Below are 25,272 nucleotides of genomic sequence, written 5' to 3'. Positions count from 1 at the left end.
GATCACAGTCCATTGTTAACGGAGTTTGAACGGGGTGGGGGGTGGGGTGGGTCACGTCAGGTCTCGGCCGCGCTTGGCGGGATGGTCATGTGAAGTCCGCGTAGGCGAGGTGGGTCGCGCAGGCCCGGCAGCGGAAGAGGTACGCGGTGGGCTGGTCGTCCTTGTCGAGCGAGCCGAGGAAGTCCTCGACCTCGTCCGGCGGCCAGGTCCACTCGGCGCATCGCCGGCGGAGGTCGTCGACGGCGTCCGGGTACCTTTCGAGTTCCTTCGCCCCGGCGAGACCGAGGAACTCGGCGCCGTCGCCGCAGTGCGTGAGCCAGGTCGGGGACTGCCACGCGACGAACCCGGGGGTGTGCCTGAGGATGGCCGTCACGACGTCTTTCGGTACGTCCCCCTCGATGGCGTCGGTGAAGGTGGCGTCGTAGCGCTCGGCGGCCTTGCCGAAGGCGATGCAGTACGGGCAGATGCCGCTGTTCGGGGCGCCGGCTGCGTGGACGGGACCGGTGTACACCCAGCCGCGTTCCTGTCCGCAGCACACGCAGGGGGCGTCGGAGGGGGTGACGGAGCCGGTGGCCACGGGGCTCGGGTGGTACGGGAACCGGGGGAGGGCCGGGCGTCGGCGGGGCTCCGGCTGCGGGGAGATCAGCAGCTGGATCGCCTGGCCGGTCAGGGCCTCGGGTGCTACGACGATCACTTCCGCGCGGAGGCTCCCCGGGAGGTGCCTCCGGTCGGCCGCTCTCGTGAGGATCACCGGGCACTCGAGCGGCAGGACGGCGGCACCGGTGCGGCGGGCGAGTTCGGCCACGTGATCGAGGATCCGGCCAGGGGAGAAGCGGTTGAACGTGAGGCCGAGGGTGCTGCCGTAGACCTCGGATTCGCCGCCGTCCTCGGCTTCGAGGTCCCAGGAGTCCGGGAGACGGGTGGTCGGCATTCCGCCTACGGTGACGGGGCCGAGGACGTCGCGTATCGCGGACTCGTCCATGGGGGTGGGGTGTCCGTCGGCGAAACGGCAGAGGTACAGGCTGTAGCTCACGTAGCTCCTTGAATGCTGCCGGCCCCGCCGAAGCCGGTGACAGCTTGGATCCGATTCTGCGACCTCGAATCCAGCGAAGGGCGGCTCCCCTGCCGGGGAGTCGCCCTCGCCGTGATCAGGCCGGGTGCCGGTCGTCGGACGCCCGCCAGTACCTCGGCCGCCACCAGTACAGAGTGGTTCTGTCCGGTGGCCAGTATCCGGATTCCGTCCGCTGGTCCGGACCGCCGTCCAGCTCCACGTCGAACGGCCTCCAGCCCGGGTCCCGCTCGTCGGACGCCAGCGGGGCGGTGGCCCGCGGGCGCCGACGCGGATCACTCACGCCGATCTCCGCGAACGAGCGCTGCGCTTCCATGAGCGAAGGCCGGTTCGGCCCGTCCGGAAGCCAGGGCGAGCGGAGCTGCCCCGGATCGTCCTCCCAGTGGCAGATGCGGCAGATCTCGTATCCGCCGGGCCCGTCGTCGAGGACGAGGTACCCGCAGCACGGACAGGGATACACGGTGCTCGCTACCACGGGATCGGGGTACCCGTCGGGACGATCGCGCCCGGCACGCGGGTCGGGTCGTTGAAGTAGTCCACGCCCCGGTCCGGCTTGAAGTAGGTGACGAGGCCCTTCTTGCTCTTCATTGCGATCTCCCCGGTCTGGGTGTCGAAATAGGTCGCCGTCTTGGTGATGGAATCGAACCTGCGCAGGATGCTGGGATCGGCCGGGTCGCAGTCGCAGGCGAGGACGGCCGCCCCTGCTTCGTACTCCCGCTCCGATTGTGCGCCGACTTCCGCGCCGTGCCAGCCGAAGTGGTCCCGAAGGCTCCCGTGGCTGGTCCAGCGTTCCCCGCAATTGTGGACCAGGACCGGTGTGGCGCCGGCTTTCACATAGAAGGTGTGGAGGTCGGCGACGGTCAGGTCCCAGACCCGCTGCGGTGCGGTCACCGCGCGGACACCGACCACGGCGTCCGCGGCACCGGTCGCCGTCCGGAGCCGGTCCTTCAGGTGCAGGTCGGAAGCCTCGACCCAGCCGCGTCCGGTCACATACAGCCGGTGTCCCGGCGTCGTGAGGATCTGTCCGCCGTCGGCGAGAGTGATCTCCAGCAGCCGGTCCGCGGGGTGCGAGTAGGTCGCGGTGACCCGGGCCGGCCGGGTGACGCCCGCGTCGGGGTCGGTGGCGAGCAGTTCGTCGCCGTAGGCGATCCGGTCGATCGGCTTGGTTGTGCCGTCGGCCAGCAGGACCGGTGTACCGGCGGGGAAGCTGTCCGTCAGGCAGTCTCTCCCCAGCTTCCTGAGCGTGGACTCGCTGATCCCGGCGACCGCGTCCGCCTCCAGACGGGCGGCCCGCAGTCCGCGCCAGGCGTTGAGGACTCCGATCCGGGTCTTCAGGGCGGCGTCGAGCGCCTTGACCGCGTCGGCGGCCACCTTGAGGATCTTGCCGTCGAACATGGAGGCGATGTCGACGGCGGCCCAGGCGCAGTCGCCCCAGCTGCCTCCGTTGCCGGTCAGCTTCTCGCCGCACCCGATGAAATCGGCCAGGAGGATGTCGACGGGGTCGATGTTCGAGTTGAAATCGACCATCGAGATGGTGTGCGTGACCGTGTCCCACTGGTCCTCGATGAGCTGGGACTTCAGGTACACCGTCTCCGAGGACGGGCATCCGGTGATGGGCAGCTCCGCCAGGGTGCACAGGTAGAAGTCCAGCCGCACGTTGAAGTGGATCTTCGCCGTGATGACGCAGTCCCCGAAGTGAACGACCGGATTGCAGTTCTTCTTCTCGAGGACCTCCGGGTCCCCGATGGGCTCGATCTTCTCGTCCCAGAACACGCTGCCGATGCCGCTGGCGGCGCCGTCCGAGATCCGCTGCGCGTTCTGCGCGCTCTCGGTCCGGTCGGCCGCCTCCTGGGCCTCCGTCGCGTACTTGTCGGCGTCCTTCGCCGCCTCCTCCGCCTCCGTCGCCGCCGCGTCCGCGCGGTCGGCCGCCGCTCGGGCGTCCTTCGCCGCCTGTTCGGCTTCCGACGCCGCGGCGCGGGCCGCTTCCGCGTCGAGGGCGGCCTGGTCGGCCGCCGCGCGGGCGGAGGTGGCGTAGCCCTCGGCGCGGCCGGCTGCCGCGTCGGCGGCTGCCGCGTCCTCGGTGGCCTGGCGGTCGTACTCGACCGTGCGGGCCAGCGACTGGCTGGCCTTGGCGGCTGCCTCCGCCGCGTCGGCCGCGTAGCCCAGGGCCTCCTTGGCGTAGCCGCGGGCGTCCCTCGCGTAGCCGGCGGCCTTGGCCGCGTGCTGGAGGGCCTCCTTGGCGTTGGCCGTCGCCTGGTCGGCGATGACCTGGGCGGCCGCTGCCTCCTCCTGCGCGTTCTTCGCGTGGGCCTCGGCCACCGCCTGCTGCTGCTCGGCGATCGTCTTGGACGCCTGCCCGCTCAGCACGACGAGCGAGGCCGCCGAGTCGGTGGTGAGGTAGGGCGAGCCCAGCTGGATCGCGTCGTTCGCCGGGGCCGCCACCTGTTCCGCGGACTTCGCCGCGTCCATGGCCGCCTGGGCGGTGACGTGGGCGAAGCCGACGGCCTTGGCAGCCGCGAGACGGGCGTTCGCGGCCTCCTTGAGGGCCTCGTTCGCGTGACCTCTGGCTTCCTTGGCGTGCGCCTCGGCCTCGTCGGCCAGCTTGACCGCCGTCTTCGCTTCCTCGGCGGCGTGCGCGGCGGCCTTGACGGCGTCGGCGACGGCCGCGGTGGCGGTGCGTACGGCGGCATCGGCCTTCAGCTTGGCGGCCTGGGCGGCGTCCGAGTCGGCGCGCGCCCGCTTGGCGGCGGCCTCGGCACGGGTGGCGGCGGCGTCCGCCTCGGCGGCGGCCTGCGTGGCGGCGTCAGCCGCCGCTCGCGCGTTCCCCGCGGCCGTCTCGGCGGCGTCCGCCTGCCTGTCCGCCTCGTCGGCGGCGGACCGGGCGGCGGTCGCCGCGTCGCCTGCGTCCAGCGAGTCGGCGTAGGCGCCCTTGGCGTCGGCCTTGGCACGGGCCGCATCGGCCTTCTGCTCGGCGTCCCACGCGTCGTCCCGCTTGGCCTTGGCGTTGTCGCGGGCCGCGACCGCGTCGTCCCGCCTGCTGTTGGCGGTCTTCTCGGCGGACTCGGCCTTGTCCTTGGCCTCGTTCGCCTTCGACGCCTCGGCCTGGGCGGTCTGCTTGTACTGGTTCGCCTCCGCCTGCTTGGCCTCGGCGGTCTCCTTCTCCTTCTTCGCCGTCGCTTCCTCGGCCTCGGCCGCGAGCCGCCGGGAGTGCGCCTCGGCGGCGGCCGCCTTGGCGTCGCCCTCGGCCTTCAGGGCCTCCGCGAGCTTGGCCTCCGCGATCTCCTTGTCCTTCTTGGCGTTGTCGCGGTGGACCTTCGCCGCGTCGGCGGCGGCCTTCGCCTGGAGCTCGGCCTTCTCGGCGGCCTGCTTGCGGAACTCCGCCTTCACCTGCGCGGCCTGGGCCAGCGCCCGCTGGGTGATGGTCGCGCTGTCCGCGGCGGCGGCACGGGTGGCGGCCTCGGCGGTCTCGCCGGCCTTCACCATCGCCGTGAGGGCAGCCACGGCACCCTTGGTGACCTGCGCCTTCTGCTGGCCGACCAGGAGGCCGCGGCCTCGCGGGGCGCCGTTGCCGTCCGCGATGGTGTACGCGGCCTGCTCGGCGGTGTCGGAGGCGGTGGCCGCCTTCTGCGCGGCGGCGAGCTGGCTCTTGACGGCGGCGAGCTTGTTCGCCGCCGCTGCCCGGGCCTTGGCGATGTTGGCCGTGGCCTTGGTGAACTGGGCCGCCGGCGGCACCGTCCCGGTGTGCCCGGACGGCTTGACCGTGACCTTCTGCGGGGTGCCGCCGGAGCAGGTCCACAGCCGGGAGTCCTGGCCGCTGTCGTACGTCGGCAGGTCCAGGCACTTGCCGGTGCCGACGTTCTTCAGCGGCGTGGCGGCGCGGACGTTGTACTCCCAGGTCTGCGCCGGGGAGCTGCTGCACGTCAGCAGCTGGATCTTCGTGCCGTTGGCCGAGTTGTTGCCGGCCACGTCGAGGCACTTGAGGGACTTGACGTTCCGCAGGTGCAGGCCCTTGTCGTCGCCCTCGACCCGCCACTGCTGTCCGGCCGAGCCGTTGCAGGTATAGATCTGGACGACCGTGCCGTTGGCCGTGCCGCCGCCCGCCGCGTCGAGGCACAGACCCGACTTGCCGGTCACCCCGACCGTCGTCGGCGCGTCACCGATCCAGCCGACCCCGCCCTCGGACCAGTAGTCCTGCCAGCGGGTGAGGCGGTCGGCGGCCCAGGACTGGCCCAGCAGGTCACCGAGTGCCTTGGAACCGGCGGCCAGGGCCGCGACGGTGTCCTTGTTTGCGGTCAGGATCTGGTTGCGCTGGGTGGCCTGGGAGGCGATCTCCTGCTGCCACTCGGCGGCCGCGGTGGCGCCGACGTTGTTCAGCACGCCGTTGGGGTCGAGCGGGTCACGCCAGGCGCAGCCCGCGAAGCGGGACTTGAGGTTCTCGACCGCGATCCGGTACTCGGCGCTGTCGGGGTTCGGGGCGGTACGGGGGAAGCCGCCGGACTCCAGGAAGATCCGGGCGTCGTCGGCGCCCGCGTTCGTCCCCGGGCCGCCGTGCATCCAGTCGAACGCGCTCCGTTCGGCGAGCGCGCGGTTCCACTCGTCGGACGGCAGGGACGGGTCCGGGTCCGAGCCGTAGAGCGGAGTCCCCAGGGCGTCGACGGCCTTGAGGGTCTTCTCGTCGGTGGCGGGCGTCGAGTCCTTGTAGAAGTCGCCGTCGTTCTGCCAGAACCGGTCGGAGATCCACTTGGTCAGGCCGGTCTGGCCGTAGAAGCTCTGCTGCCCGTCGTTGTTGGTGCCGGGTGGCCAGTGGAAGCCGGTCTCGGTGAAGCCGGCCGGGGTGGTGAGTCCCTCGACGGGCACCTTCCAGGCGTCCCGGAGGGCGTTGATGGAGTCGAGTTCCCGGGCCGAGAGATCGCGGTCCTTCTGATACGCCGTCGCCAGCGGCGTCTGCTCCCAGTGGGCCCGGTCGGCGAGCGTGTGCAGCTTGTCCTGCGGCTGGTTGAGCGCGTCCTGCGCGGTGGTGGCCATGGACGTGCCGCCCAGGCGCAGGACGTCGGTCATCAGGCACTGGTCCTGCCGGAGCTGTTCGGCGGCGGTGTCCTGGTACCAGGGATAGCTGTCACTCGCGGGGACGGCGTCCTGTCCGATGTTCTGGACGACGGGGCCCGAACCGACGGCTATGCCGGCCAGGAGCGCGGTGGCGAGGACGGGCGGGAGGAGCCGGGCGGTCGCCTTGACGACGAATCGTCCCGGCCTTGTGGATGGTCTGGGTCTCAGGCGCACGTGTGTACCCCCTGTCGGGGGGAATACCGCGGATCCGCCCGGAGGTCCGGCGTGTGCAGGCTCTGCGGCATGCCGGCGTGACCCCCGTTGCGCGGCGACGCTGTTCCCCCGGTCGCTGGCGTGAACTGAGCGCCGACGGTCTGGTCATGATCCGGTCAAGCGCGCGTCACCTTAGGCAGCTGTCGGGTGGTTTGGGCAAGGGCTTTTGGCCAGCGAACCCGCCGTGGCGCGAAGTCACCGGTGGGCTTCGAGTGGAGGTACGGAAGATGTGATTCCTCTGTTTTCAAGGGAGTTCTGTGGTGTTCCTGTGGTCAATCGGTGAGGTTGGTGGGGGTGAGGTGTGCAAAGTTGGCGCGATTCCGCCCCCGCCCCAATATCCGGAATCGGGCACGAAGTGCCGTGTTCCGACGGTCTCCGGCGCCTAGGCTGCCGCGCATGTGCGGAATCGTGGGATACGTGGGGTCGCAGCCGGCGCTCGATGTCGTGATGGCCGGACTGAAGCGACTGGAGTACCGGGGGTACGACTCGGCAGGCGTTGCCGTGCTGGCGGACGGGGGGCTGGCCGCGGCGAAGAAGGCCGGGAAGCTGATCAATCTGGAGAAGGAGCTGGTGGACCGCCCGTTGCCGACGGGGCTCACCGGTATCGGGCACACGCGGTGGGCCACGCACGGCGGGCCGACGGATGCCAACGCGCATCCTCATCTGGACAACGCGGGCCGGGTCTCCGTCGTCCACAACGGCATCATCGAGAACTTCGCCCTGCTGCGGGCCGAGTTGGAGGACCGGGGACACGAGCTGGCCTCCGAGACGGACACGGAGGTGGTCGCGCATCTGCTCGCCGAGGAGTTCTCGGTGACGGCCGACCTCGCGGAGGCGATGCGGCTGGTGTGCCGGCGGCTGGAGGGGGCGTTCACCCTGGTGGCCGTACACGCCGATGAACCGGACGTCGTCGTGGGCGCCCGCCGGAACTCGCCGCTGGTCGTCGGCGTCGGTGAGGGCGAGGCGTTTCTGGCGTCCGATGTGGCGGCCTTCATCTCCCACACCCGCTCCGCGATCGAGCTCGGCCAGGACCAGGTCGTCGAACTGCGGCGCGACGGCGTGACGGTGACGGGCTTCGACGGCCGCCCCGCCGACGTCCAGCCGTACCACATCGACTGGGACGCCTCCGCCGCGGAGAAGGGCGGCTACGACTACTTCATGCTCAAGGAGATCGCCGAGCAGCCGAAGGCGGTCGCCGACACTCTGCTCGGTCGTATCGACGCGGCCGGGTCCCTGACGCTGGACGAGGTCCGGATCTCCGCCGCCGAGCTGCGGGAGGTGGACAAGGTCGTCATCGTGGCCTGCGGTACGGCCTTCCACGCGGGGCTCATCGCCAAGTACGCCATCGAGCACTGGACCCGTATCCCCTGCGAGGTGGAGCTGGCGAGCGAGTTCCGCTACCGGGACCCGATCCTGGGCCCGCGCTCCCTCGTGATCGCGATCTCCCAGTCCGGGGAGACCATGGACACGCTCATGGCGCTACGGCACGCCCGTGAGCAGGGTTCCAAGGTGCTGGCGATCTGCAACACCAACGGGTCGACGATCCCCCGGGAGTCGGACGCGGTGCTGTACACGCACGCGGGGCCCGAGGTCGCCGTGGCGTCGACGAAGGCGTTCCTGACGCAGCTCGTGGCGTGTTACCTGGTGGCGCTGTACCTGGGGCAGGTGCGGGGGACCAAGTGGGGCGACGAGATCTCCGCCGTCGTCCGGGACCTGTCGCACATCTCCGGTGAGGTCGAGCGCGTGCTGGAGACGATGGAGCCGGTGCGGGCGCTGGCGCGGTCACTGGCCGACAAGAAGACCGTGCTGTTCCTCGGGCGGCACGTCGGGTATCCGGTCGCGCTGGAGGGCGCGCTGAAGCTCAAGGAACTCGCCTACATGCACGCCGAGGGCTTCGCGGCCGGGGAGTTGAAGCACGGGCCCATCGCGCTCATCGAGGAGGACCTGCCCGTCGTGGTCGTCGTGCCCTCGCCCCGGGGGCGGTCGGTGATCCACGACAAGATCGTGTCCAACATCCAGGAGATCCGGGCCCGGGGTGCGCGGACGATCGTGATCGCGGAGGAGGGGGACGAGGCGGTGGTGCCGTACGCCGATCACCTGATCCGGATTCCGGCCACGCCGACCCTGCTGCAGCCGCTGGTGGCGACCGTGCCGCTGCAGGTGTTCGCCTGTGAGCTGGCCACCGCCCGGGGCAACGAGGTGGACCAGCCGAGGAACCTGGCGAAGTCGGTCACTGTGGAGTAGTCGGCTGCCCGGTCCGGTACAGGTTGCGGGCGGCGCGGATCAGCCAGAACTCCAGCACGCATCCGGCGATCACGGGCAATCTGATCGAGGGTTCCTGGATTCCGTTGACCAGGAAGGTGACGAGGAGCACGGGCCACACCGTGGCCAGCGCGGCCACGAGGACGAAGCGGCCCGACACCCGCCCGGCCGCCCTCGCCCTCCGGCCTTCGGTCTGCCGGGACTCGTCCGCCGGAGTCCGCGGGGCGGGGGCCGTCCGTTCGGGCGGCTGCGGGATCTCCTCTGCCGGGCGAGCCGGAAGGGGCACGACCGCGGCGGCGGGAACAGCCTTGTCCAGTACGGCGATCCGCTCGGCCGTGACATCCCCGAACAGAGTCGGCTCCACGGCCACACGGAAGCCGTCGAGGCCGGTCAGGCCCCGGGCCCCGTCGGGGCGGGTGGTCATCGCGGCACAGCCGTCGTACCGCACGGTGACCAGGCCGCCCGGCGTCGACAGCGTCACGCCCGCCTCCCCGATGATCAGCGTGACGTCGTCGTCCTCCAGGGACGGGTGCAGGGTGCCGGAGACCCCGGACGGCGAGAATTGCGGGGCCGGGGTGAGGCCCGCCCAGTCGGCGCCCCGGGTCGGCACCTGGAGCAGCCCGCCCTCCCACGCCTCACCGGCGACCTCGCGCAGGTCGGCGACGCCGACCGCCTCGAGTTCGGCCCTGTGCTGGTCAGGAGACAGGATCGGATGGCCGATCAGCAGGCTGAGCGCGTACGACGGCAGCAGGGCCGCGCCGAGATCGGGGGCGTCGTAGCGCTTGAGCAACTTCCCGCGCGCGGAGTCCAGTTCGGCCTTTTCGATACGGCCCGCGCGCAGCCGGGCGAAGACGTCGACGAAGCCGCCGACCGCGGCGTCCTGCTTCTGCGGCAGCGCGTCGGCGTACGCGGTCAGGGTGGCGAAGCCGGCGTCGCGCGGGGAGTAGTCGGCCTCCGCCGAGTACGAGTAGCCGCCCTTCTGGCGCAGGTCCTGGAAGAGGGCGCGGCCCAGCACCTCGGCGAACACGGAGGCCGCGGTGGAGCGGCGCAGGACGGAGGTGAAGACGAGGTGGCCGTCTTCGCCGCGGAGGTAGGCGGGGGTGACGGGGAGCGCGCTGGACGGGGCCGGGGTGGGGAAACGGCGGCCCGCGGGCAGGCTGAGGTCCAGGCCGTCGGGTACGCGGTCCGCGGTGAGGAACAGTACGGCGTTGTCCCGGGTGAAGCGGGTCTCGGCCCAGTGGCGCACCTGGTCGGGCGTCAGGGTGCGGGTGCCGTGTTCCTCGTAGCTGGACAGGCCGTAGCCCTGGGCGCCGTACCGCCAGAGCGGCATCTGGGACAGGGCACCCTGCCCGCGGCTGCCCGCCTCCGTGCGCAGAATCTCCTTCTCCGTCTCCAGACGGTCCATCGGGAGGTCGCGCAGCGCCTCGCAGACGCTGTTGAGGTATGTGACGACCTCGTCCTCGTCGCCGGTGACGTGGAAGAGGGTGTACGTGCTCGCCGTGGCGCCGTTGTAGTGCAGGTCGGACAGGCCCAGGCGGTACAGGGCGAGGTGCTCCACGAGATGCGTGATGCCGGAGGTGGGCAGGGTCTCGTCGGCGTGGCCCACGCGGAAGACGAGCCCGGCGGTGATCTCGCCGGGGCGTGGGGCGAAGAGGGTGGGGATGCCGTGGACGGTGGTGTGGCGGATGATGCCGTCGAGAACGCCGAGGGCGTCGAGGGCGGTCGCGGTAGTGTCGTGCGTAGTCATGGGCGTGTCCTCCCTCAGAGCGTCGCCAGCGCGGCGGTGCGCAGCTGTGTGAACCGGGTCTTCCAGTTGGGCAGATACCGCCAGAAGGACTCGGAAGCGGTGTCGCCCAGGGCGGTGAAGTGCCGGGCGGCGTCCTCGAGATGGCCGCCGAGGGAGAAGGCCAGGGCGAAGGTGCTGTGGCTGCCGGTCCAGTACCAGTCGCGACGGTGATCGGGGTGCAGGACGGACGCGTGGGCGGCGCGGCGCAGCTCGTCGCGGACCGATAGGTTCCGCAGGTACTCCGTGGCCTCGGCGTCTCCCAGATCGGAGAAGTGCTCGATGTGGGCCTCGGCGACCAGCACGCCGGCGAGCGAGCCGTCCGGTGCGGCGTTCGCGCACTCCTGGGCGAAGCCGTGCGCGGCCTCCCACGAACCGCCCCACTGGGGGCACAGCTGCTGCAGCAGGTGCGACTGCGCGCGGAAGTGGTGCGGGTGGTGCTCCGCGAGCCGGTCGTAGCGCCGCCGGGCCTCGGACTGCCCCAGCGCCAGCCCACGGGCGGTCGCCAGCCGGGCCGTCCACGCCGGGACGTACTCCGGATGCTCCGCACACACCTCGATCAGCAGCAGCTCCGCCTTGCGCAGCCAGTCGTGGCACTGCTCGGCCCGGTCCCACGGGACGTCCTCACCGCGGGCGTGGCCCCGGGCGCGCCAGCCGAGGTGGATGTACCGCTCGGCGAGGAGCGTGCGGGGGAGCGGGTCGGTGGGCTGTGCCTTCGCGGCTTTCTCCAGAAACCACTCGGTCCGCTCGACACCGGCGAGGAGCGCTGCCGCGAAGGAGACGTCGACGGTGGAGGGGATCTTCTTGAAGAAGGCCTGCGTGGCTTCCCAGTCGCCGTCCCAGGCGGCGGTGTGAAGCGGGGCGAGCTCGGGCACCGCGTCGAAGGGATCGGTCACCGGTGGTCTGGTCCCGCCGACAGTACTTTCGCCCATACGACGGTCCCCCTGGCCTGGTCGATACGCGGTGCTGCGCAGGCTAGCAGGAGGGGTTACGTGGGGTTACTGAGATAGGGGGGTGGTCTTGAGGGCGTCGATGAAGGCCGTGAAGGTGGGGCTGGGGAGGGTGAGGGGGGCTCGGGTGGGGGCTTTGGAGTCGCGGATGGACACGTGGGTGGGGGAGTTGGCTATCTCGACGCATTCGTTACCGTCGCCGCCGCCGGAGTAGGACGACTTCCGCCAGTTGTCCATGGGGTCCCTCACAACTCCTCTGCCAGCCGGTGGATGAAGTCACGGGTCTGGTCCGGTTCGAGTGATACGGCCTCCACCATATGGAAGCGCGTTCGATAACTGCGGAGCTGGGCCTCGGCGTCGACAAAGATTGAGCCATGGGGCGTGTCCCGTACCACCGTGTCCAGCTTGGGCAGAGGGCCGCCCACGTACGTCATCGTGCTTGAGGCTCTGGCGAAGCCGTCCAGGTCGAATGGGATGGCACGCAAGGTGATGTGGTCCGCCTCGGACAGCTCAAGGAGCCGGGCGAGTTGGGCCTTTGAGGCGGTGCGGTCGCTGACTCTGATCCGAAGCGCGGCCTCATGGATCACCGCTTTGTACGGGATGGTGATCTGCTGGCGTGCTTTCCGGTGCTGGATGCGCAACTCCATCTCGTCATAGGTGAGTTCGGGCAGCCTGTCCGAGAAGACGGCACGGGCGTAGTCCTCCGTCTGCAGCAGGCCCGGCACGTACAGGACGGCAACGTGGTGCTGGAACCGGGCATGGTGCTCCAGCTCGGACAGGTCCAGGAAAGACGTGGGCAACAGGCCTCGATACTCCTCCCACCAGCCACGGGTCCGGTCGGTGGCCATCGCGGCCAACGCTTCGATGAACTCCTTGTCCGTACAGGCGTAGTGGGACGCGAGGCGACGTAGACGTTCCTCGCTCACGCCTGCGAGCCCGGATTCGATGTGGCTCATCTGGGCGCGATTCGCCCCGAGTAGCGCTGCGGCCTCGATGGCGGTGAGTCCTGCCGCCTCGCGGAGTCTGCGCAGTTCGGTCCCCAGCCGTACCTGGCGTGCGGTGGGTTCGCGCCTCAGGACCATGGGTTGCTCCTCGTTCGGGGGCGGATCAAGTGATCCGCTTGCTCCGGTCCACATGTTAGCCCTACCGTCTGTGACGCAACGCATACTCTGCGGAAGGGCACCGCTCCGTCCTGCCATGACGAACGCGGCACCGCCACCGCGACCAACCAGCCCTCACCTGAACGGAGTTCTTCGCATGCCCGAAAACGAACCCTGGGAGTACACCCTGTACATCCCGAACGACGTCCGAGCCGTCACCGTCGCCCGCCGTACCCTCCGCCTGATCCTCACGATGCACGGTCTGATCCGCTTGACGGACACCGCGGAGCTGCTCGCGGCGGAGTTGGTCTCGAACGCCGTACGGCATACGAAAGGGCCGGCCGCGCTGCGCGTGCGCTGGTCGGCGGGGGTGCTGCGTCTCGGGGCGTGGGACGCGGACCCCGAACCTCCTGAGCCGCCGGGTGAGTTGGGGGTGCTGGGGGAGGAGGGGAGGGGGCTGGCGTTGGTGCGGGCCTGTGCGGATCTGTGGGGGTGGCAGCCGTTGGCCAGACACGGCAACCGGGGGAAGTACGTGTGGTGCGAGCTGGCGGCGGCCTGACCGGCGCGGTCAGATGTGCGACTCGGGAGGGAAGCCGGTCCAGCGCAGTTCGGCGGGCAGGTGCCGCATGTCGTTGGAGACGAGGACGGAGGCCGCTCGGCCGGGCGCGTAACGGATGACGGTGAGCGCCGCGTTGGCGTGGTTGAGGCCGAGCCAGCGCCACTTCGGGGCGTGCATGGCGTCCCGGACGAGCCAGGCGACGAGGAAGTTGTGGGTGACGACCAGTTCGTGCCGGTCCGCTTCGCCGTCCACCGGTCCGGTGAACAGGTCGAGTGCCTGGCGGGCCAGCGCAGCCCCCTGCTCCCGCTCGTCGTCGGTGGTGTCGGCGAGGAAGCGGAGGTAGAAGTTTGCTGATTCTGGCGGGAGTTCGTCCCCCTGGGGCATGTAGGGCACGTAATCGCCCGCGACTTCCGAGACGAGCAGGGGGACGTTCCTCAGTTGGTCGTGGATCAGGCGGGCCGTCTGTGCTGCCCGCGGCAGCGGACCGTGGTGAACAGCCGTGAAGGGGATGTCCTGGAGCCGTCGGCCGAGCAGTGTGGCCTGCTGTCGGCCGGCCTGGGTCAACCCGCTCTCGTCCGGCAACGCCTCGCCGTGCCGGACGAGGTAGAGATAACGGGTGGCTGTGCCGGTCATCGCAGGCTCCTCTGTGAGTGATCTCCTCGACATGTATATCTGTCGTGAACATGGTCACTTTGATGTGGAACTGGATTCCAAGGATCGCCATCCGCGAGCTGAAGAGTTGTCGATCACTCGCCGAACATGCCTGCATATGGATCAGGCTCACCGGTCCATGGGGAGACTCCGGCCTTCCGCAGTCGTTGCTCCTCGTTCTTGTGCAGGAAGATCGGGGAACCGGCTCCCCAGAGTGAGACGGCGCCCAGAGGGCATTCGTCAAATTCTGCGCGGAATAGACGGCACAGGAACTCCACCATTCCGGACGCGTATTCGGTCCATCGGGCATCGTCCTGGTTCCATACCATCACGGGCCATTTGTCGGGGTCTTTATCGGTGGCCAGCCAGCACAGGACATCCGCGCTTGAATCCACTCCCCAGGAGATGAGTCGCGGAATCTCGGCCTCGCCCGGGTTGGTCTCCCGCCACATGTCTTCTGCGTTCCATGATTCCTGTTGCATGCCTTCGTAAGCAGTCTCGACACCAGGTTCACCGTGGGTCTCGGGCGCCATCACTGCCAGGTAGTCGTCGATCGCGCCTTCGCCATAGGCGGCCACGAACTCCTTGTAGTCGCCGGGGAATCGTGTTCCCCAACTGACTTCGATGGTGCCCCAGTCCACGGTGTCACCAGCTCCTGGATGAGGTGGCATGATGCGTCTCAACTCCACAAACCACGACATGAATCCATCACCTCTCGCATGGTGTTACGGCATGGAACCAGTCGGCGCGGGAACGCCGGTGCGACTGTCTCTGACCGTACCCAGATTCTTCATCCCCTGTCGCGGACTGTAGACCGAGTTCGGGACGGGTTGGCTGAAGGAAAGACCTGGAGATCCATCTGGCATGGTACCCCGGGCCGTGATCTCGAAGGACGCTGGAACAGTCCTTGAGCCCACGTATTGCGGCGTCACCGTATAGTGAACCACTTGTCCGGAATCGACAGCGGCCTTTACCTGGCTCTCGTACGAGAACATGTGGTCATCTATACGGCCGTCACCCCTGACGGCGGCGTTTGCCTGACGTGAGCACGTCGCCAGGTTCCTCAGGTCCGTTCCCGATCCGCTGAGGTCCTTGCCGAGTAGATGGCAGGCGTTGATCGACTTACTGGCGTTGAGACCGAGGTATCCCGCGTATGCCTTGCCCCACTGATAGCCGGGAGGGGTGACCTTGCTTGGATCGGTCTTGCTTCCCTTGTTCTCGGCGAGGTAGTCGCTGTCCAGGCATGCCTCCACACCAGTGGCTCGATTGCCGTTCATGCTGTCGAGGTCGCCGAGGTCGACCCATCCCTCGCCTCCGCGACGGCAGTCTCCGCGAGTCTGATTGCCAGTGCCGTTGCCGTTGGCATCCCCGAGCAGTGCGTTCGGAGCCAGCGCCTCGATGGGAATGAACGCCGCGATTCCGGCCAGGTCGAGCATGGCCTGCGCCGAGACGGTCGCGTTGACGCCCTGCCCGGCATCCCAACCCGCGTCCTCATAGTCCGCCTTGACCGTCCCGCGGTCGGGCGCGGGGACTGGGGTCTTTCCGTTGTTGGGGTTCTGGTCGATGGGCGGCTTGGGCGGGATGATGACGCAGTGGTACTGGCAGCCGGCCGAGGATGTTGACGAGCCGTATCCGTAGCCAGTTCCTGTGTAGACGAGGGCAGACGTTCCGGCACCCGGGCCCGAGAACAGCAGTGCCTGCAGTGCCAGCGCGTTGGCCAGGCTGCTGCCGTAGTCGATTCCCAGCCCACCGTAGCTGCCGCCGTAGCCGGGAGCGTTCGGGTACGGTCCCGGGCTCGGCGAGGGGCGTAGCCCATTGTCGGGGCCGAGATCCCGGTGCCCGAGGTACTCACTGGCAAGGATTCCGATGCCGATCACCGTGCCTGCGGCGGCCCCGGCAGCCGCACCAGGCGGGCCCCCGACGGCTCCGCCGATGCCGGCACCGAGGCAGGCGGGAGCTACTGCGGGCACTGCACAGGGCACGAAGTGGCCGGTGGGGTCGGTGGCGTTCAGCGGAGTGGCGTTGCCGTAGGTGTAGCGGTTGGCCTGTACAGATGGCTGCGGTGCGAGCTGCCACGTGTCCCGCGAACCGAAGGACCCCGTGCCCGGCTGGTACCAGCGGGCGGCCATATTGACGTCGCCCGTGGCCGGGTCGGTGTAGCCGGACTGGTAACCCACGGCGGGTGTCGTGCCGTTGGTGGCGGACTCCTTGCCGAAGGGGTCGTAGGCCGTCGAGCCGCTGACCTGCTTGGCGTCGGGCGTCAGAGCGGCGACCAGGTCGGTGTGCTGGTCCGTCAGGGCCCACTGCTTGGTGGTGCCGTCGGACAGGGACAGCAGCGAGCCGTCCGGGGTGCGGTTGTAGCTCGTCGTGCCGTCGTGGGCGAGGTTGTTGGAGCCTCCGTCATAGGTGAGGGTCGTCGACCCGCGCGTCTGGACGCGGTCCAGGGAGTCGTAGGTGTACGACACTCCGCCGTCGGTGGCCTTGCGTTCGAACGCGTCGAAGGTCAGGGACCGCACCGTGCCCGTATCGACCGAGGACAGCGTTCCGCGGGCCGTGTAGGTGTACTTCGTCGTGCCGTCGGTCAGTTGGCGGTTGCGGGCGTCGAAGGTGGCAGTCGTGGAGCCTGCCCTGGTGCGGTTGCCCGAGCCGTCCCATCCGTACGACACCGTCGTGCCGTCCTTTGCCCACGACGTCAGCCGGCCCGCGTAGTCGTAGCCGTAGGTGTTCTCGCCCGCCCCGGCCGTGCCCGTCGTCTTCTTCGACGTCAGGTTGTCGTCCAGGTCGAAGCCGTACGTGGTGGAGGCGATCGTGGTCGTCCCGTCGGGGGTCGTGACGGTGTCGGCATTCGAGCGGCCGAGGCTGTCGTAGGCATGGACGCGCTTGGCCGTGACCGTGTAGGAGGTGGCTCCTTCGGGCTTGCTCGCGTACTGCTCCAGGCGCGCACGTCCGGCGGCGTCGAAGTCGTACCAGATCTGGTTGCCCGTGATCGAGTCCTGGACCCAGTCGATGCGGCCGGCACTGTCGTAGCCGTAGTAGGCGGTGCCTGCCTTGGTCGTGTGGGCCGTCATGTTGCCGTCGGCGTTGTAGCTGTAGCCGGCGCCGCCGCCGGGGCCGGCCGCGGTCAGGAGCTGGCCGCGGTCGTTGTAGGTGTACGTGTTCTCGGTGACCCCGTCGCCAGTGCCGACCGCGGTCAGGCGGCCTGCGAGGTCGTACGAGAGGGAGCGGTCCACCGTGGTCGCCTCGGCACCGCTGCCGGTCTCGGCCACCAGGCGGCCCAGGCCGTCGTACGTGCTCTCGCGCTTGACCCCGCCCGGGAGCAACTCGGTGACCACCTGACCGGCCTTGTCGTAGACCGTCGTCCAGGTGCGGTCCGCCGCGTTCGGATGGGCCGTCGTGGACGGTTCGATCGTCGACTCGGGCAGGCCCCAGCTGTTGAAGGTGTAGACGGTCTTGTTGCCGCGGCCGTCTGTGAGGCGGGTCTTGTTGCCTGCCGTGTCGTAGCCGAAGGACGTCGTGATCGACTCGGTCGACGAGACCGGCTCGACCTGTGCGGTCATCCGGCCCAGCGCGTCGTACGCGTACGTCGCGCGGGCCTTGGTCTGCGGGGAGACGACGGCCGTCCGGTTGCCGTCCGCGTCGAACTCGGCGGTCGTGGTGCGCAAGGCCGTGGTGCCGGTGCCGTAGTCCGTGGTCGCGGTGACGTCGCCGAGAGCGTCGTACCCAACCGTCGTACGACGGTTCGTCGCGTCGGTCGTCTCCGTCTGCCGGCCGAGGCCGTCGTAGTCGAACTTGGTGGTTCCCGCCGGGTCGATCGTCGTCCTGGCTTCGCCCGCCGGGTTGTAGGTGGCGGACGTCGTGATGCCGGACGGCGTCTTCGACGCGGTCTGGTTGCCGGCGTCGTCCCAGGTGTAGTGGGAGACCAGGTTGGTCGTGCTCGGGTAGCGCTCGACCGTCGTCGCGGTGAGCCGGCGTCCCAGCTCGTCGTACGTCGCCTCGGTGCGAGCGCCGACCGGGTCGGTCGCTGAGAGCTGGAGACCGGTGGGCGTCCAGGTGTAGGCGGTGACTCCGCCGCCGCCCGTGCTCGCGAAGGACTCCGTGGTCAGGTCGGTGTCGGGGGCCAGAGCCGCCGCGAGGGCGTCCGCCACCGGGTCCGTTTTGCTGATGACCTGGCCGAACTGGTCGTAGCCGTAGCTGGTGGCCCGACCCAGCGGGTCGGTGACCGTCTGCGGGAGACCCAGCGGCGTGTAGGTGGTGCGGGTGGTGGCCGTCAGGGCGGTTGCGGCACCCGACGGGGTGTAGTCGGGCAGGGTCACCGCGGTGGTACGGCCGAGGCGGTCGACCTCGGTGCGGGCCACCTTGCCGCGGGCGTCCTTGGCGTCGGTGGCCTCGCCGAAGGTGTTGTAGCCGGTGAGGGTGGTCGGCTTGGCCGTGATGGCCGCGGCACCGTTCTCCTCCACCTGGACCGACGGAGCGGTCTGCTGGGCCAGGCGGCCCAGGGCGTCGTACCGGTACACCGTGGTGTACGCCGACGCATCGGCGCCGGAGACGTTGCCGCGGGGGCTGACGGTGGTCAGCGGCAGGCCGCGGTCGTCGTAGGTGCTGGTCGTGGTGTGCGTACTGGTGCCGTCGGTGACCGTCTGCTTGGTGACGTTGCCGGCTGGGTCGTACTCGGCCGACGTGGTGAGCTTCTTGTCTCCGGCGATGGACTGCGTCTGCTGTTTCACGCGGTCGTCGGCGTCGTAGGTGAAGGTGCTGGTGCGGTTGAGGCCGCCCGGGTCCAGGACGCTCGTCGTGGTGCGGCCCAGCGCGTCGACCGTGAACGTCTGCGTGGTCTTGCCGCCGCCGGTGATCTGCTTGGTCAGGTTGCCCGCCGGGTCGTACGTGCTGGCGTCCAGGACGATGTCGTGCCGGGTGCCGTCGGACTGGGTGACCTGCTTGGCCGTGGTGGCGGCCGCGAGGCCGTCGTCGTAATAGGTGTACGAGGTGGTGGCGCCCATGGCATCGGTCGTGGTCGCGAGGCGGCCGGCCGGGTCGTAGGCGTTGGAGACGACTGTCAGGTCCCGGACCGTGCCCGAGGGGTCGCCGGTCCAGTCGTCGAGGACCGTCGTGGCGTGCCGGCCGAGGGCCGTGTAGGTGTACGTGAAGTGCGTGCCCGCCGGGTCGGTCATGCCACGGACACGGCCGGACTCGTCGTGCTCGAACGTGGTCGTGTTCTGCTCGGCGTCCGTGACGGTGTCGTTGAGGCCGTTCGCGTTGTAGTGGTAGGCCGTCGTGCGTGCGGTGTCGCCGCCGGTGGTGTCCGCGGTCGAATCGGACAGGAGGTTGCCGTCCTCGTCGTAGGCGCGGGTGATCTTTGCGGTGTGGGTGGTTCCCGTGATCTCGTTCTTCACCCCGGCGCCGGTCTCGGTGACGACGTGGGACGCCTTGTCGTAGCCGTAGGCGGTGGTCACACCGCTCGGGAAGGAGTCCGAGACCTGCTTCTCGGAGACCTTCCGGCCCAGGCCGTCATAGGTGTACGAGGTGACCAGGCCGGACGGTGAAGTCACCTCGGCCAGGTCGCCGTTCGCGTAGTAGCGGTACGACGTCTTCGAGCCGCTCGGTGTGGTCTGGGTCAGTACCAGGCCGGCCGGGACCGTGCCGCTGACGACCGCTGCTTCCGTGCCCGTCGTGTAGGTGGTCGAAGAGGTGCTGTTGTCCGGGCGAACCGTGGTCAGGGGAAGCCCCGACGAGTTGTAGGTGTACGCGGTCCGATAGCGGTCGTCCCGGAAGTCGCTCGACCGCTGATCCCGGTACGTCAGTGGCTTGTCGTTGCGCAGGTCCAGCGGATCGCTCGTATTCAGGTAGTACGAGGCGAAGCTCGTCCAGCACGAGTCGGCGTCCCGGCACGTCGTCGTCGACACGACGTTGCCGCGCGTGTCGTGGCCGGTGACGGCGGCATGGCCGTTGGGGTCGGTGACCGTGTGCAGGTTGCCGGCCGTGTCGTAGGCGTACGAGGTGACGGCACCGGTGGTGTCCTTGCGTGCAAGGACACGCTGGCCGCGCAGGGCGTCATAGCTGGTGGTACCGGTCCGCTGCTGGGGGTCGGTGACCGTCACGGTCGAGGTCAGGCCCGAGTCGACAGCCTCGGTCTGCGCCCGGTAGTGGGCGGAGACCTGGTCCGCGCTCAACGCGTCGCGATACAGGGCGACTTCGTCGATCTGTCCGTCGAGGTAGTAGGTGCCCGCGTCGACGCCCATCCAGCCGGCGCTGCCGTAGCCGCCGCCGACGTACGCGTACGACCGGGACTGGTCGACCATTGTCCCCGCCAGTTCGCCCACGCTGACGCCGTCGAGGTAAAGGGTCTGCTTGGACTCGGTGGCCGTCAGGACGACGTGGTGCCACTCGTCGTCGGTCACCGTCTGGGTGGAGACGATGGGGGTCGCGCCCGAGACGCCGGTGAGGTAGAACTCGCCGCGCAGTTTGCCCGACCCGTCGATGTTCAGCACCGGACGCCAGGACGTCGGGGTCTGTCCGACGGGCGCGTCCTGGAAGCCCATCAGGACGGCCTTCGGCGTCGAGGTGCGGAACCACATCTCGGCCGACAGTTCGAGGGCCGAGGCGGGGATCGAGCCGGGAATCTCGACGGTGCCGCCGCCGCCGACCTTGACGGCGCGGTCGTCGCCGGGGCCGAAGACGCCGGTCTGGTCCATGACCGAGGTGCCGCCCGAGTCGGGGCGGAAGGTGGCGTTCTTCGCGGATCCGCCGACCTCGCTGCTGAGGGTGGTGCCCTCGGCTTCGCCGAGCCGCCAGTATGCGGCTGGACCGTCGGCGACGGAGACACCGTCGTACTGGTCGCCGCGGCCGGTGATGAGGGTACGGCGGGCCTGGACACGCTGGTTGGGAACGTCGGTCTGACCGGCGCCGAAGCGGATGTACTTCCATGCGGAGCCGGTGTACACGAACGTCACCAGCGCCTTGTCATAGAAGGCGACCTCGTCGATCTGACCGGTGAAGTTGCGGTAGCCGGCGTCCTTGGCGTCCCAACCGGTGGAGGAGTAGCCGCCGCCGACGAAGACCTGGCTGTAGCGGCTCGCGCTGACTCCAGTGTTGGTGCTGCCCTGGAAGTCACCGTCGATGAACAGGGCCTGGATGCCCTCGTTGCCGCTGAGCAGCACATGGTGCCACTTGTCGTCGGTGACGGTCGTCCTGGAGACGATGCTCGACGCGCCGCCCGTGAACCTGCCGCGGACCTTGCCGTCGGAGTCGATCAGCAGCATGGGCCGCCAGCCGGTCGGAGTGTCGCCGAAGTCCGCGTCCTGGTTGGTGACCAGCACGCCCGGATCGCTGGTCTTGAACCACAGCTCCACGGACATGGCCGTGTCGGTGCCCAGCGACTCGGCGGGCATCTCGACCGCGCTGTCGCCGGTGAAGCTCACCGCTGTGTCGTCGCCGTCGGCGAAGATGCCCGGACTGCCCAAGCGCGCACCGTCCAGGTAGACGCCCGCGTGGTCGTCGCCCAGCGGGCTGACAGCCTCGCCGCCGCCGCGTTCGCCCAGTCGCCAGTAGCCGGTCGGACCACTGCGCTGGATGGTGTCCGCGTAGGAGGACGAGGACGTCGAGTAGGTGGGCGCGGACACCTTCCACGTCCCGCCGTTGTTGTCGGTGTGCTCGGTCAGCCGGCCGCTGACTCCGTCGTAGGCGGCGGTGGCGTGTACCCGGCCCGAGGGCAGGGTGACCTTCGTCAGCCGGCCGATGGAAGCGCGCGCGGCGTAGTGCTCGGTGACGGTTGCGGGGTCGAGGGTGTGATCGTAGAAGGCGACCTCGTCCATCTGCCCCTTGAAGCGGTACTCGCCTGAGTCCAGACCCATCCAGCCGGCGCTGCCGTAGCCCGCGCCGAGGTAGGCGTAGTCGCGGGACTGCTCGGTCAGCGCGCCGGCCAGCGTGCCGACCTTGGCGCCGTCCAGATAGAGGGTCTGTGTGTTGACGGCGGCCGTCAGCACCGCGTGGTGCCACTTGCCGTCGGTCACCGCCTGCGACGACACGATCGGCGTGGCGCCAGGGCTGCCGGTGAGGTAGAACTCGCCGCGCAGTTTGCCCGAGCCGTCGATGTTCAGCACCGGGCGCCAGGAGCTGGGCTTCTCACCGAGTTCGGTGTTCTGGAAGCCGACGAGCACTCCGGAGGCCGTGGTGGTCTTGAACCACAGCTCGATGGTCGGGAAGGCGGCGGTCTTCAGCGTGTCCGTGGGCAGCTCGACCATCGAGTCCACGCCGTCGAAGCCGACCGAGGTGTCCGCGGTGCCGGCGATCGCCGAGTCGGTGCCCAGCTGGGTGTCGCGGTGGACGGCGTCGTTGAGACCGGTGCGCGAGGCGGCTTCGCTGGCTGCTGCCGAACCCTCCGACTCACCGAGGCGCCAGTAGGAGATGGGCGCGGTGTCCAGGACGCCGCTGCGGTAGACCGAGCCCGAACCGTATTCGTACACCGTGCACTTGGTGGCGGACGTCGGTGGACACACCTTCGTCAGCTGGTCTCCGGAGTAGGTGTACGACCACGTCAGGCCAGGCGTGGCCGCGTCGATCGTGGAGGTGGTGACCGCGGTGACGTGGGTTCCGGTCCAGCCGAACGACAGTGACCGGCCTGACAGATCGTCGGTCACCTTCTTCACGGGGCCGCCGGTCGCGGTCTCGTGCGTGATGGTCTGGTTGCGGCCCGCCGCGTCCGTGACCTTGGTGAGGACACCACCGGCCAGGAAGCGGTACGTGGCGCCGGAACGTTCCCGCAGTACCCAGTCGGTGGACTGCCTGGCCAGGGTGAGCGAACCACCCGACGGGCCGGTGTAGGTGCCGTCGGCGTTCTTGCCGAACCGCACCTGCGAGCCGTCGGACAGGGTCACGAGAACCGACGAGGTCGCGGTCTCCTCACGCAGCTGCATGTCCCAGCGCGTGGACCAGCCGGTGCCGAACGCGCCGCCGGTGCGCGGGTCCAGGGAGTTGTACGTACGTGTGAGAGACAGCTCCGGTCCTACGGTGGTCAGCGCTGCGTCGGTAGCCGCGGTGACGTAGTTGCCGTCCCGGGTACCGATCTCCTTGCCCTGGTCCGCCCCGCCGAGGTGGCTGGTCACGGTCGGCTGCGGCACCTGTGTGGTCAGCAGCGCCGCGCCAGGGCGGCTGGAGGCCGCAGATCCGTCGTAGGCGTACCCGTACCAGGCGTATGTCTTGTCCCACGACAGCCAGCCGGACGGGACCGCCCACTGCTGCTCGCCGGTCTTGGAGCCGGTCTTGCAGTTCTTGCGCAGATTGCTGCCGGAGACCTCGCAGACCTCGAAGTAGTACTGGAGGGCAGCCTTCGGGTAGCGGTCGGCGTCCGTGCCCTTCGCCCACAGAGTCGGCGTGAGCGTGTTGACGGTGACGCCGCTGCCGGGGGACTCGGCAGTGAGCTGCGGCGGGATGTTGACGGCGGAGAGTTTGACGGAGGGACCGGGCACTCCGGCGGTGGTGAAGCGGCTGACACCGACGTCGTCCATCGTCCACTGCACGGTGTACGTGCCGGGGGTGAGCGGTGCGATCTTCGCGTCCAGGGTCACGCTCTCACCGGGCGAGATCGCCTGCGGCATCTTCGTCCAACGGATCTTCGAGCTGTCGGTGATCTCGTCGCCGCCCGCGTCGAACAGGTTGTACCGCAGCTGGTAGTCGCCGCCGGCGGGCCAGGTCTCCTGGCCCTGATTGGTGACGGTGACCTCCTCCACACCCTCGGTCGTGGCCGTCACCGGGGCGGTGAAGTCACCGAGCTTGTAGGCGGCGCCGTACTTGGTCCAGGTGACGTCCAGGCTCGGCTTGCCGTTCGGGTAGTCGTCGGAGCCGAACTGCTTCCACCCCTTGGAGTCGGTGGAGGACGCCTTCACTGCCAGGCCGTAGTTCTTCTTCCGGCTGTGCGTCCAGTCGTCGACCAGCTTGCGTCCGGCCGAGCCCAGCTTGATGGTCGACCAGGCCGGGCCGCAGGACCATGTCTCCGTTCCGGACGGTCGCCAGCCGTGCGCGAAACTCTTCGAGGCGAGCGACGAACCGGTGGACGGTCCGGGCCACTTCGAGGTTGTCGTCTCCGACCAGTTGGAAGTGATCGGGTGCACCGTGACGGGACGTGCCGTGCACGACTGCGACCAGGTGTTGTACAGGGCGAGGTTGGCGCCCAGCACCCAGGCGTTCTTGAGGCTGGTCTCCACCCCGGTGAAGCGCAGGAAGGCCGCTGCCTTGTGGCTTCCGCCGTCGTATGTGCCGACCTTCAGAACGGTGTCCGAGGCGAAGTTCTGGCTGTACGGGTACTCGACGTAGGTGCCGGAGGTCGCGTCGACGGACTTCACGGAGGGGTCGACCCGTACGGGGAAGACCCGCTCGGGCGCGCTGAGCCACTCCTTGTCGAGCTTGACCACGAGGATCTGCTGGCCGGCCTCCTCGGCCAGGCTGTAGGTGACACCGGAGGAGATGTCACCCTCGTTGGAATCGGGCGCGAAGTTGGAGTCCTGCATCCAGCCGGCGGGGGTCCAGGCACGGACGGTGCCGTCGGCGTCGACGAAGATGACGTTGCCGTGTTCGTCGATCTGCGCCTTGAGCCCGGCCAGTTCCAGTGGGAACCGCCATTCGGTGGGCGCGTCGGCGTCCTTGAGGACCAGGGTCTCCTTGACGGAGTCACTGCCCGCGACGAACTCCACGTCGGAGTACGGGCGTACGTCTTCATAGGTCAGCGTGCTGCCCTCGGCCTGGCCCGGGGCGGCAGTCGCCTCGTCCACGCCGTAGCCGACCGACACGTCCTCGTCGACCGCCATGCGTACGACGGGGTCGGCATCTGCGGTCCCGGCGAACTCGATCTGCGACTCGGTCGATTCGGTCTGCCAGCCGTCTTCCCCGGCACTCATCGTGCTCGGACCCGAGTCGTCCCGAGGAACCAGGGTGTTGTCGATCGGCTCCCAGGAGCCGTCCCTGGTTTGGAAGTTGACAGGCTCGTTGTAGAAGCGGGTGGTGTAGGTGCCGTCCGGGTTGAGGTAGGTGCGCTCCTGTGCGGTGCGCTCACCCTTGAGCTCCTTGCTGCGCTTGGAGTCGAAGCCCTGCGGTGCGGTGACCCCTGGAGAAGAGACCTTCTGGAGTGCACCCGGCTTGGGGGCCTTCGCCGTACTGGGCAGTCTGGTGACGCTGTCGGTCTGCTCGGCGGGCAGCTCCCCGCGACCCGTCAGCGCGCCGTCACGGCCGCCCTTGGCGGTGGCGTCCGTCGCGTCCGCGGATGCGGTGTGGCTTCGGCCGGCGGCGGAACCCCAGCGCTGGTCCGGGGCAGTTCCGGAGCTGGCGGCTGCCGAAAGCTCCAGAGCCGAGACGCCCTGCTCGGTCCCGGCCAACACGGCCAGCACGAAGGCGAGAGCAACACCAAGTGGACGTGCCGGACGCACGGGACCCCCCACGCTTGTAGAGCAAGAATGGGGAGATTTTTAAGTGATCTTTATATGGGTGCACAAGTGCCTCACATGATTTCCTCGTTGTGAAGTGACAATGATCACGGGGTATTTGCTGGCAAACGGCTGCCTTCCGGGCGGGGTTCGCCTGCCTGATCCGTCGCC

Annotated in this window: 12 protein-coding genes; 2 read left to right on the top strand and 10 right to left on the bottom strand. The window is 69.2% G+C overall.

Translation table 11 applies throughout. The features are described 5' to 3' along the window. Nucleotides 1-85 precede the first annotated feature (85 nt). The 3 genes from RNB18_RS41240 to RNB18_RS41230 all read right to left on the bottom strand — a co-directional run bounded on the left by RNB18_RS41240 (nt 86) and on the right by RNB18_RS41230 (nt 6,349). Nucleotides 86-1,033: a CbrC family protein gene (locus RNB18_RS41240; protein ID WP_311719258.1), complete on the bottom strand. Its 948-nt coding sequence runs from the start codon at nt 1,031-1,033 to the stop codon at nt 86-88. Between the two features lie 115 nt (nt 1,034-1,148). Next, complete coding sequence (locus RNB18_RS41235) at nt 1,149-1,544, bottom strand: CPCC family cysteine-rich protein (RefSeq protein WP_311719257.1); 396 nt, start codon at nt 1,542-1,544, stop codon at nt 1,149-1,151. Further along, nucleotides 1,538-6,349, bottom strand: coding sequence for a ricin-type beta-trefoil lectin domain protein (locus RNB18_RS41230; protein WP_311719256.1), 4,812 nt, complete (start codon nt 6,347-6,349; stop codon nt 1,538-1,540). Before RNB18_RS41230 ends, RNB18_RS41235 begins: the two co-directional genes overlap by 7 nt. A 435-nt stretch (nt 6,350-6,784) precedes the next feature. On the opposite strand from RNB18_RS41230, the gene glmS reads away from it, so the two are divergent. Continuing rightward, the gene (gene glmS, locus RNB18_RS41225; protein ID WP_311719255.1) at nt 6,785-8,632 is read left to right on the top strand and encodes a glutamine--fructose-6-phosphate transaminase (isomerizing); all 1,848 of its coding nucleotides are present in this window, start codon (nt 6,785-6,787) and stop codon (nt 8,630-8,632) included. On the opposite strand, the gene RNB18_RS41220 is transcribed toward glmS, so the two are convergent. The 4 genes from RNB18_RS41220 to RNB18_RS41205 form a co-directional block, all read right to left on the bottom strand. Beyond that, nucleotides 8,619-10,397: a M16 family metallopeptidase gene (locus RNB18_RS41220; protein ID WP_311719253.1), complete on the bottom strand. Its 1,779-nt coding sequence runs from the start codon at nt 10,395-10,397 to the stop codon at nt 8,619-8,621. The two genes, glmS and RNB18_RS41220, sit on opposite strands and share 14 nt — an antisense overlap. 14 nt (nt 10,398-10,411) lie before the next feature. Next, complete coding sequence (locus RNB18_RS41215; RefSeq protein ID WP_311719252.1) at nt 10,412-11,365, bottom strand: hypothetical protein; 954 nt, start codon at nt 11,363-11,365, stop codon at nt 10,412-10,414. Between the two features lie 66 nt (nt 11,366-11,431). Continuing rightward, on the bottom strand, nt 11,432-11,620 hold the full coding sequence (locus RNB18_RS41210) for a DUF397 domain-containing protein (protein WP_311719250.1): 189 nt from the start codon (nt 11,618-11,620) through the stop codon (nt 11,432-11,434). Between the two features lie 8 nt (nt 11,621-11,628). Continuing rightward, nucleotides 11,629-12,465, bottom strand: coding sequence for a helix-turn-helix domain-containing protein (locus RNB18_RS41205; RefSeq protein ID WP_311719249.1), 837 nt, complete (start codon nt 12,463-12,465; stop codon nt 11,629-11,631). A 175-nt stretch (nt 12,466-12,640) separates the two neighbouring features. Between RNB18_RS41205 and RNB18_RS41200 the strand changes: the two genes are divergently transcribed. Then, nucleotides 12,641-13,042, top strand: coding sequence for an ATP-binding protein (locus tag RNB18_RS41200; RefSeq protein ID WP_311719248.1), 402 nt, complete (start codon nt 12,641-12,643; stop codon nt 13,040-13,042). A gap of 9 nt (nt 13,043-13,051) precedes the next feature. On the opposite strand, the gene RNB18_RS41195 is transcribed toward RNB18_RS41200, so the two are convergent. The 3 genes from RNB18_RS41195 to RNB18_RS41185 all read right to left on the bottom strand — a co-directional run bounded on the left by RNB18_RS41195 (nt 13,052) and on the right by RNB18_RS41185 (nt 25,056). Continuing rightward, entirely contained in the window at nt 13,052-13,675 is a 624-nt protein-coding gene (locus RNB18_RS41195; RefSeq protein ID WP_311719247.1) for a histidine phosphatase family protein, read from the bottom strand. A 113-nt stretch (nt 13,676-13,788) separates the two neighbouring features. Continuing rightward, a complete protein-coding gene (locus RNB18_RS41190; RefSeq protein WP_311719246.1) occupies nt 13,789-14,334 on the bottom strand; it encodes an SMI1/KNR4 family protein in 546 nt (181 codons plus the stop codon). Nucleotides 14,335-14,418: 84 nt separating this feature from the next. Then, nucleotides 14,419-25,056, bottom strand: coding sequence for a LamG-like jellyroll fold domain-containing protein (locus RNB18_RS41185; RefSeq protein WP_394817760.1), 10,638 nt, complete (start codon nt 25,054-25,056; stop codon nt 14,419-14,421). Nucleotides 25,057-25,272 lie beyond the last annotated feature (216 nt).

Source organism: Streptomyces doebereineriae (assembly GCF_031845645.1).
Taxonomy (GTDB): domain Bacteria; phylum Actinomycetota; class Actinomycetes; order Streptomycetales; family Streptomycetaceae; genus Streptomyces; species Streptomyces canus.
Note: the sequence above shows the minus strand (reverse complement) of the source record. Positions and strands in the feature narration are given on the sequence as shown.

Bases quoted from the DNA above. Each gene is read 5' to 3' on its own strand.
- glmS (WP_311719255.1), top strand. From the start codon at position 6,785: ATGTGCGGAATCGTGGGATACGTGGGGTCGCAGCCGGCGCTCGATGTC.
- RNB18_RS41220 (WP_311719253.1), bottom strand. From the start codon at position 10,397: ATGACTACGCACGACACTACCGCGACCGCCCTCGACGCCCTCGGCGTT.
- RNB18_RS41215 (WP_311719252.1), bottom strand. From the start codon at position 11,365: ATGGGCGAAAGTACTGTCGGCGGGACCAGACCACCGGTGACCGATCCC.
- RNB18_RS41210 (WP_311719250.1), bottom strand. From the start codon at position 11,620: ATGGACAACTGGCGGAAGTCGTCCTACTCCGGCGGCGGCGACGGTAAC.
- RNB18_RS41205 (WP_311719249.1), bottom strand. From the start codon at position 12,465: ATGGTCCTGAGGCGCGAACCCACCGCACGCCAGGTACGGCTGGGGACC.
- RNB18_RS41200 (WP_311719248.1), top strand. From the start codon at position 12,641: ATGCCCGAAAACGAACCCTGGGAGTACACCCTGTACATCCCGAACGAC.
- RNB18_RS41195 (WP_311719247.1), bottom strand. From the start codon at position 13,675: ATGACCGGCACAGCCACCCGTTATCTCTACCTCGTCCGGCACGGCGAG.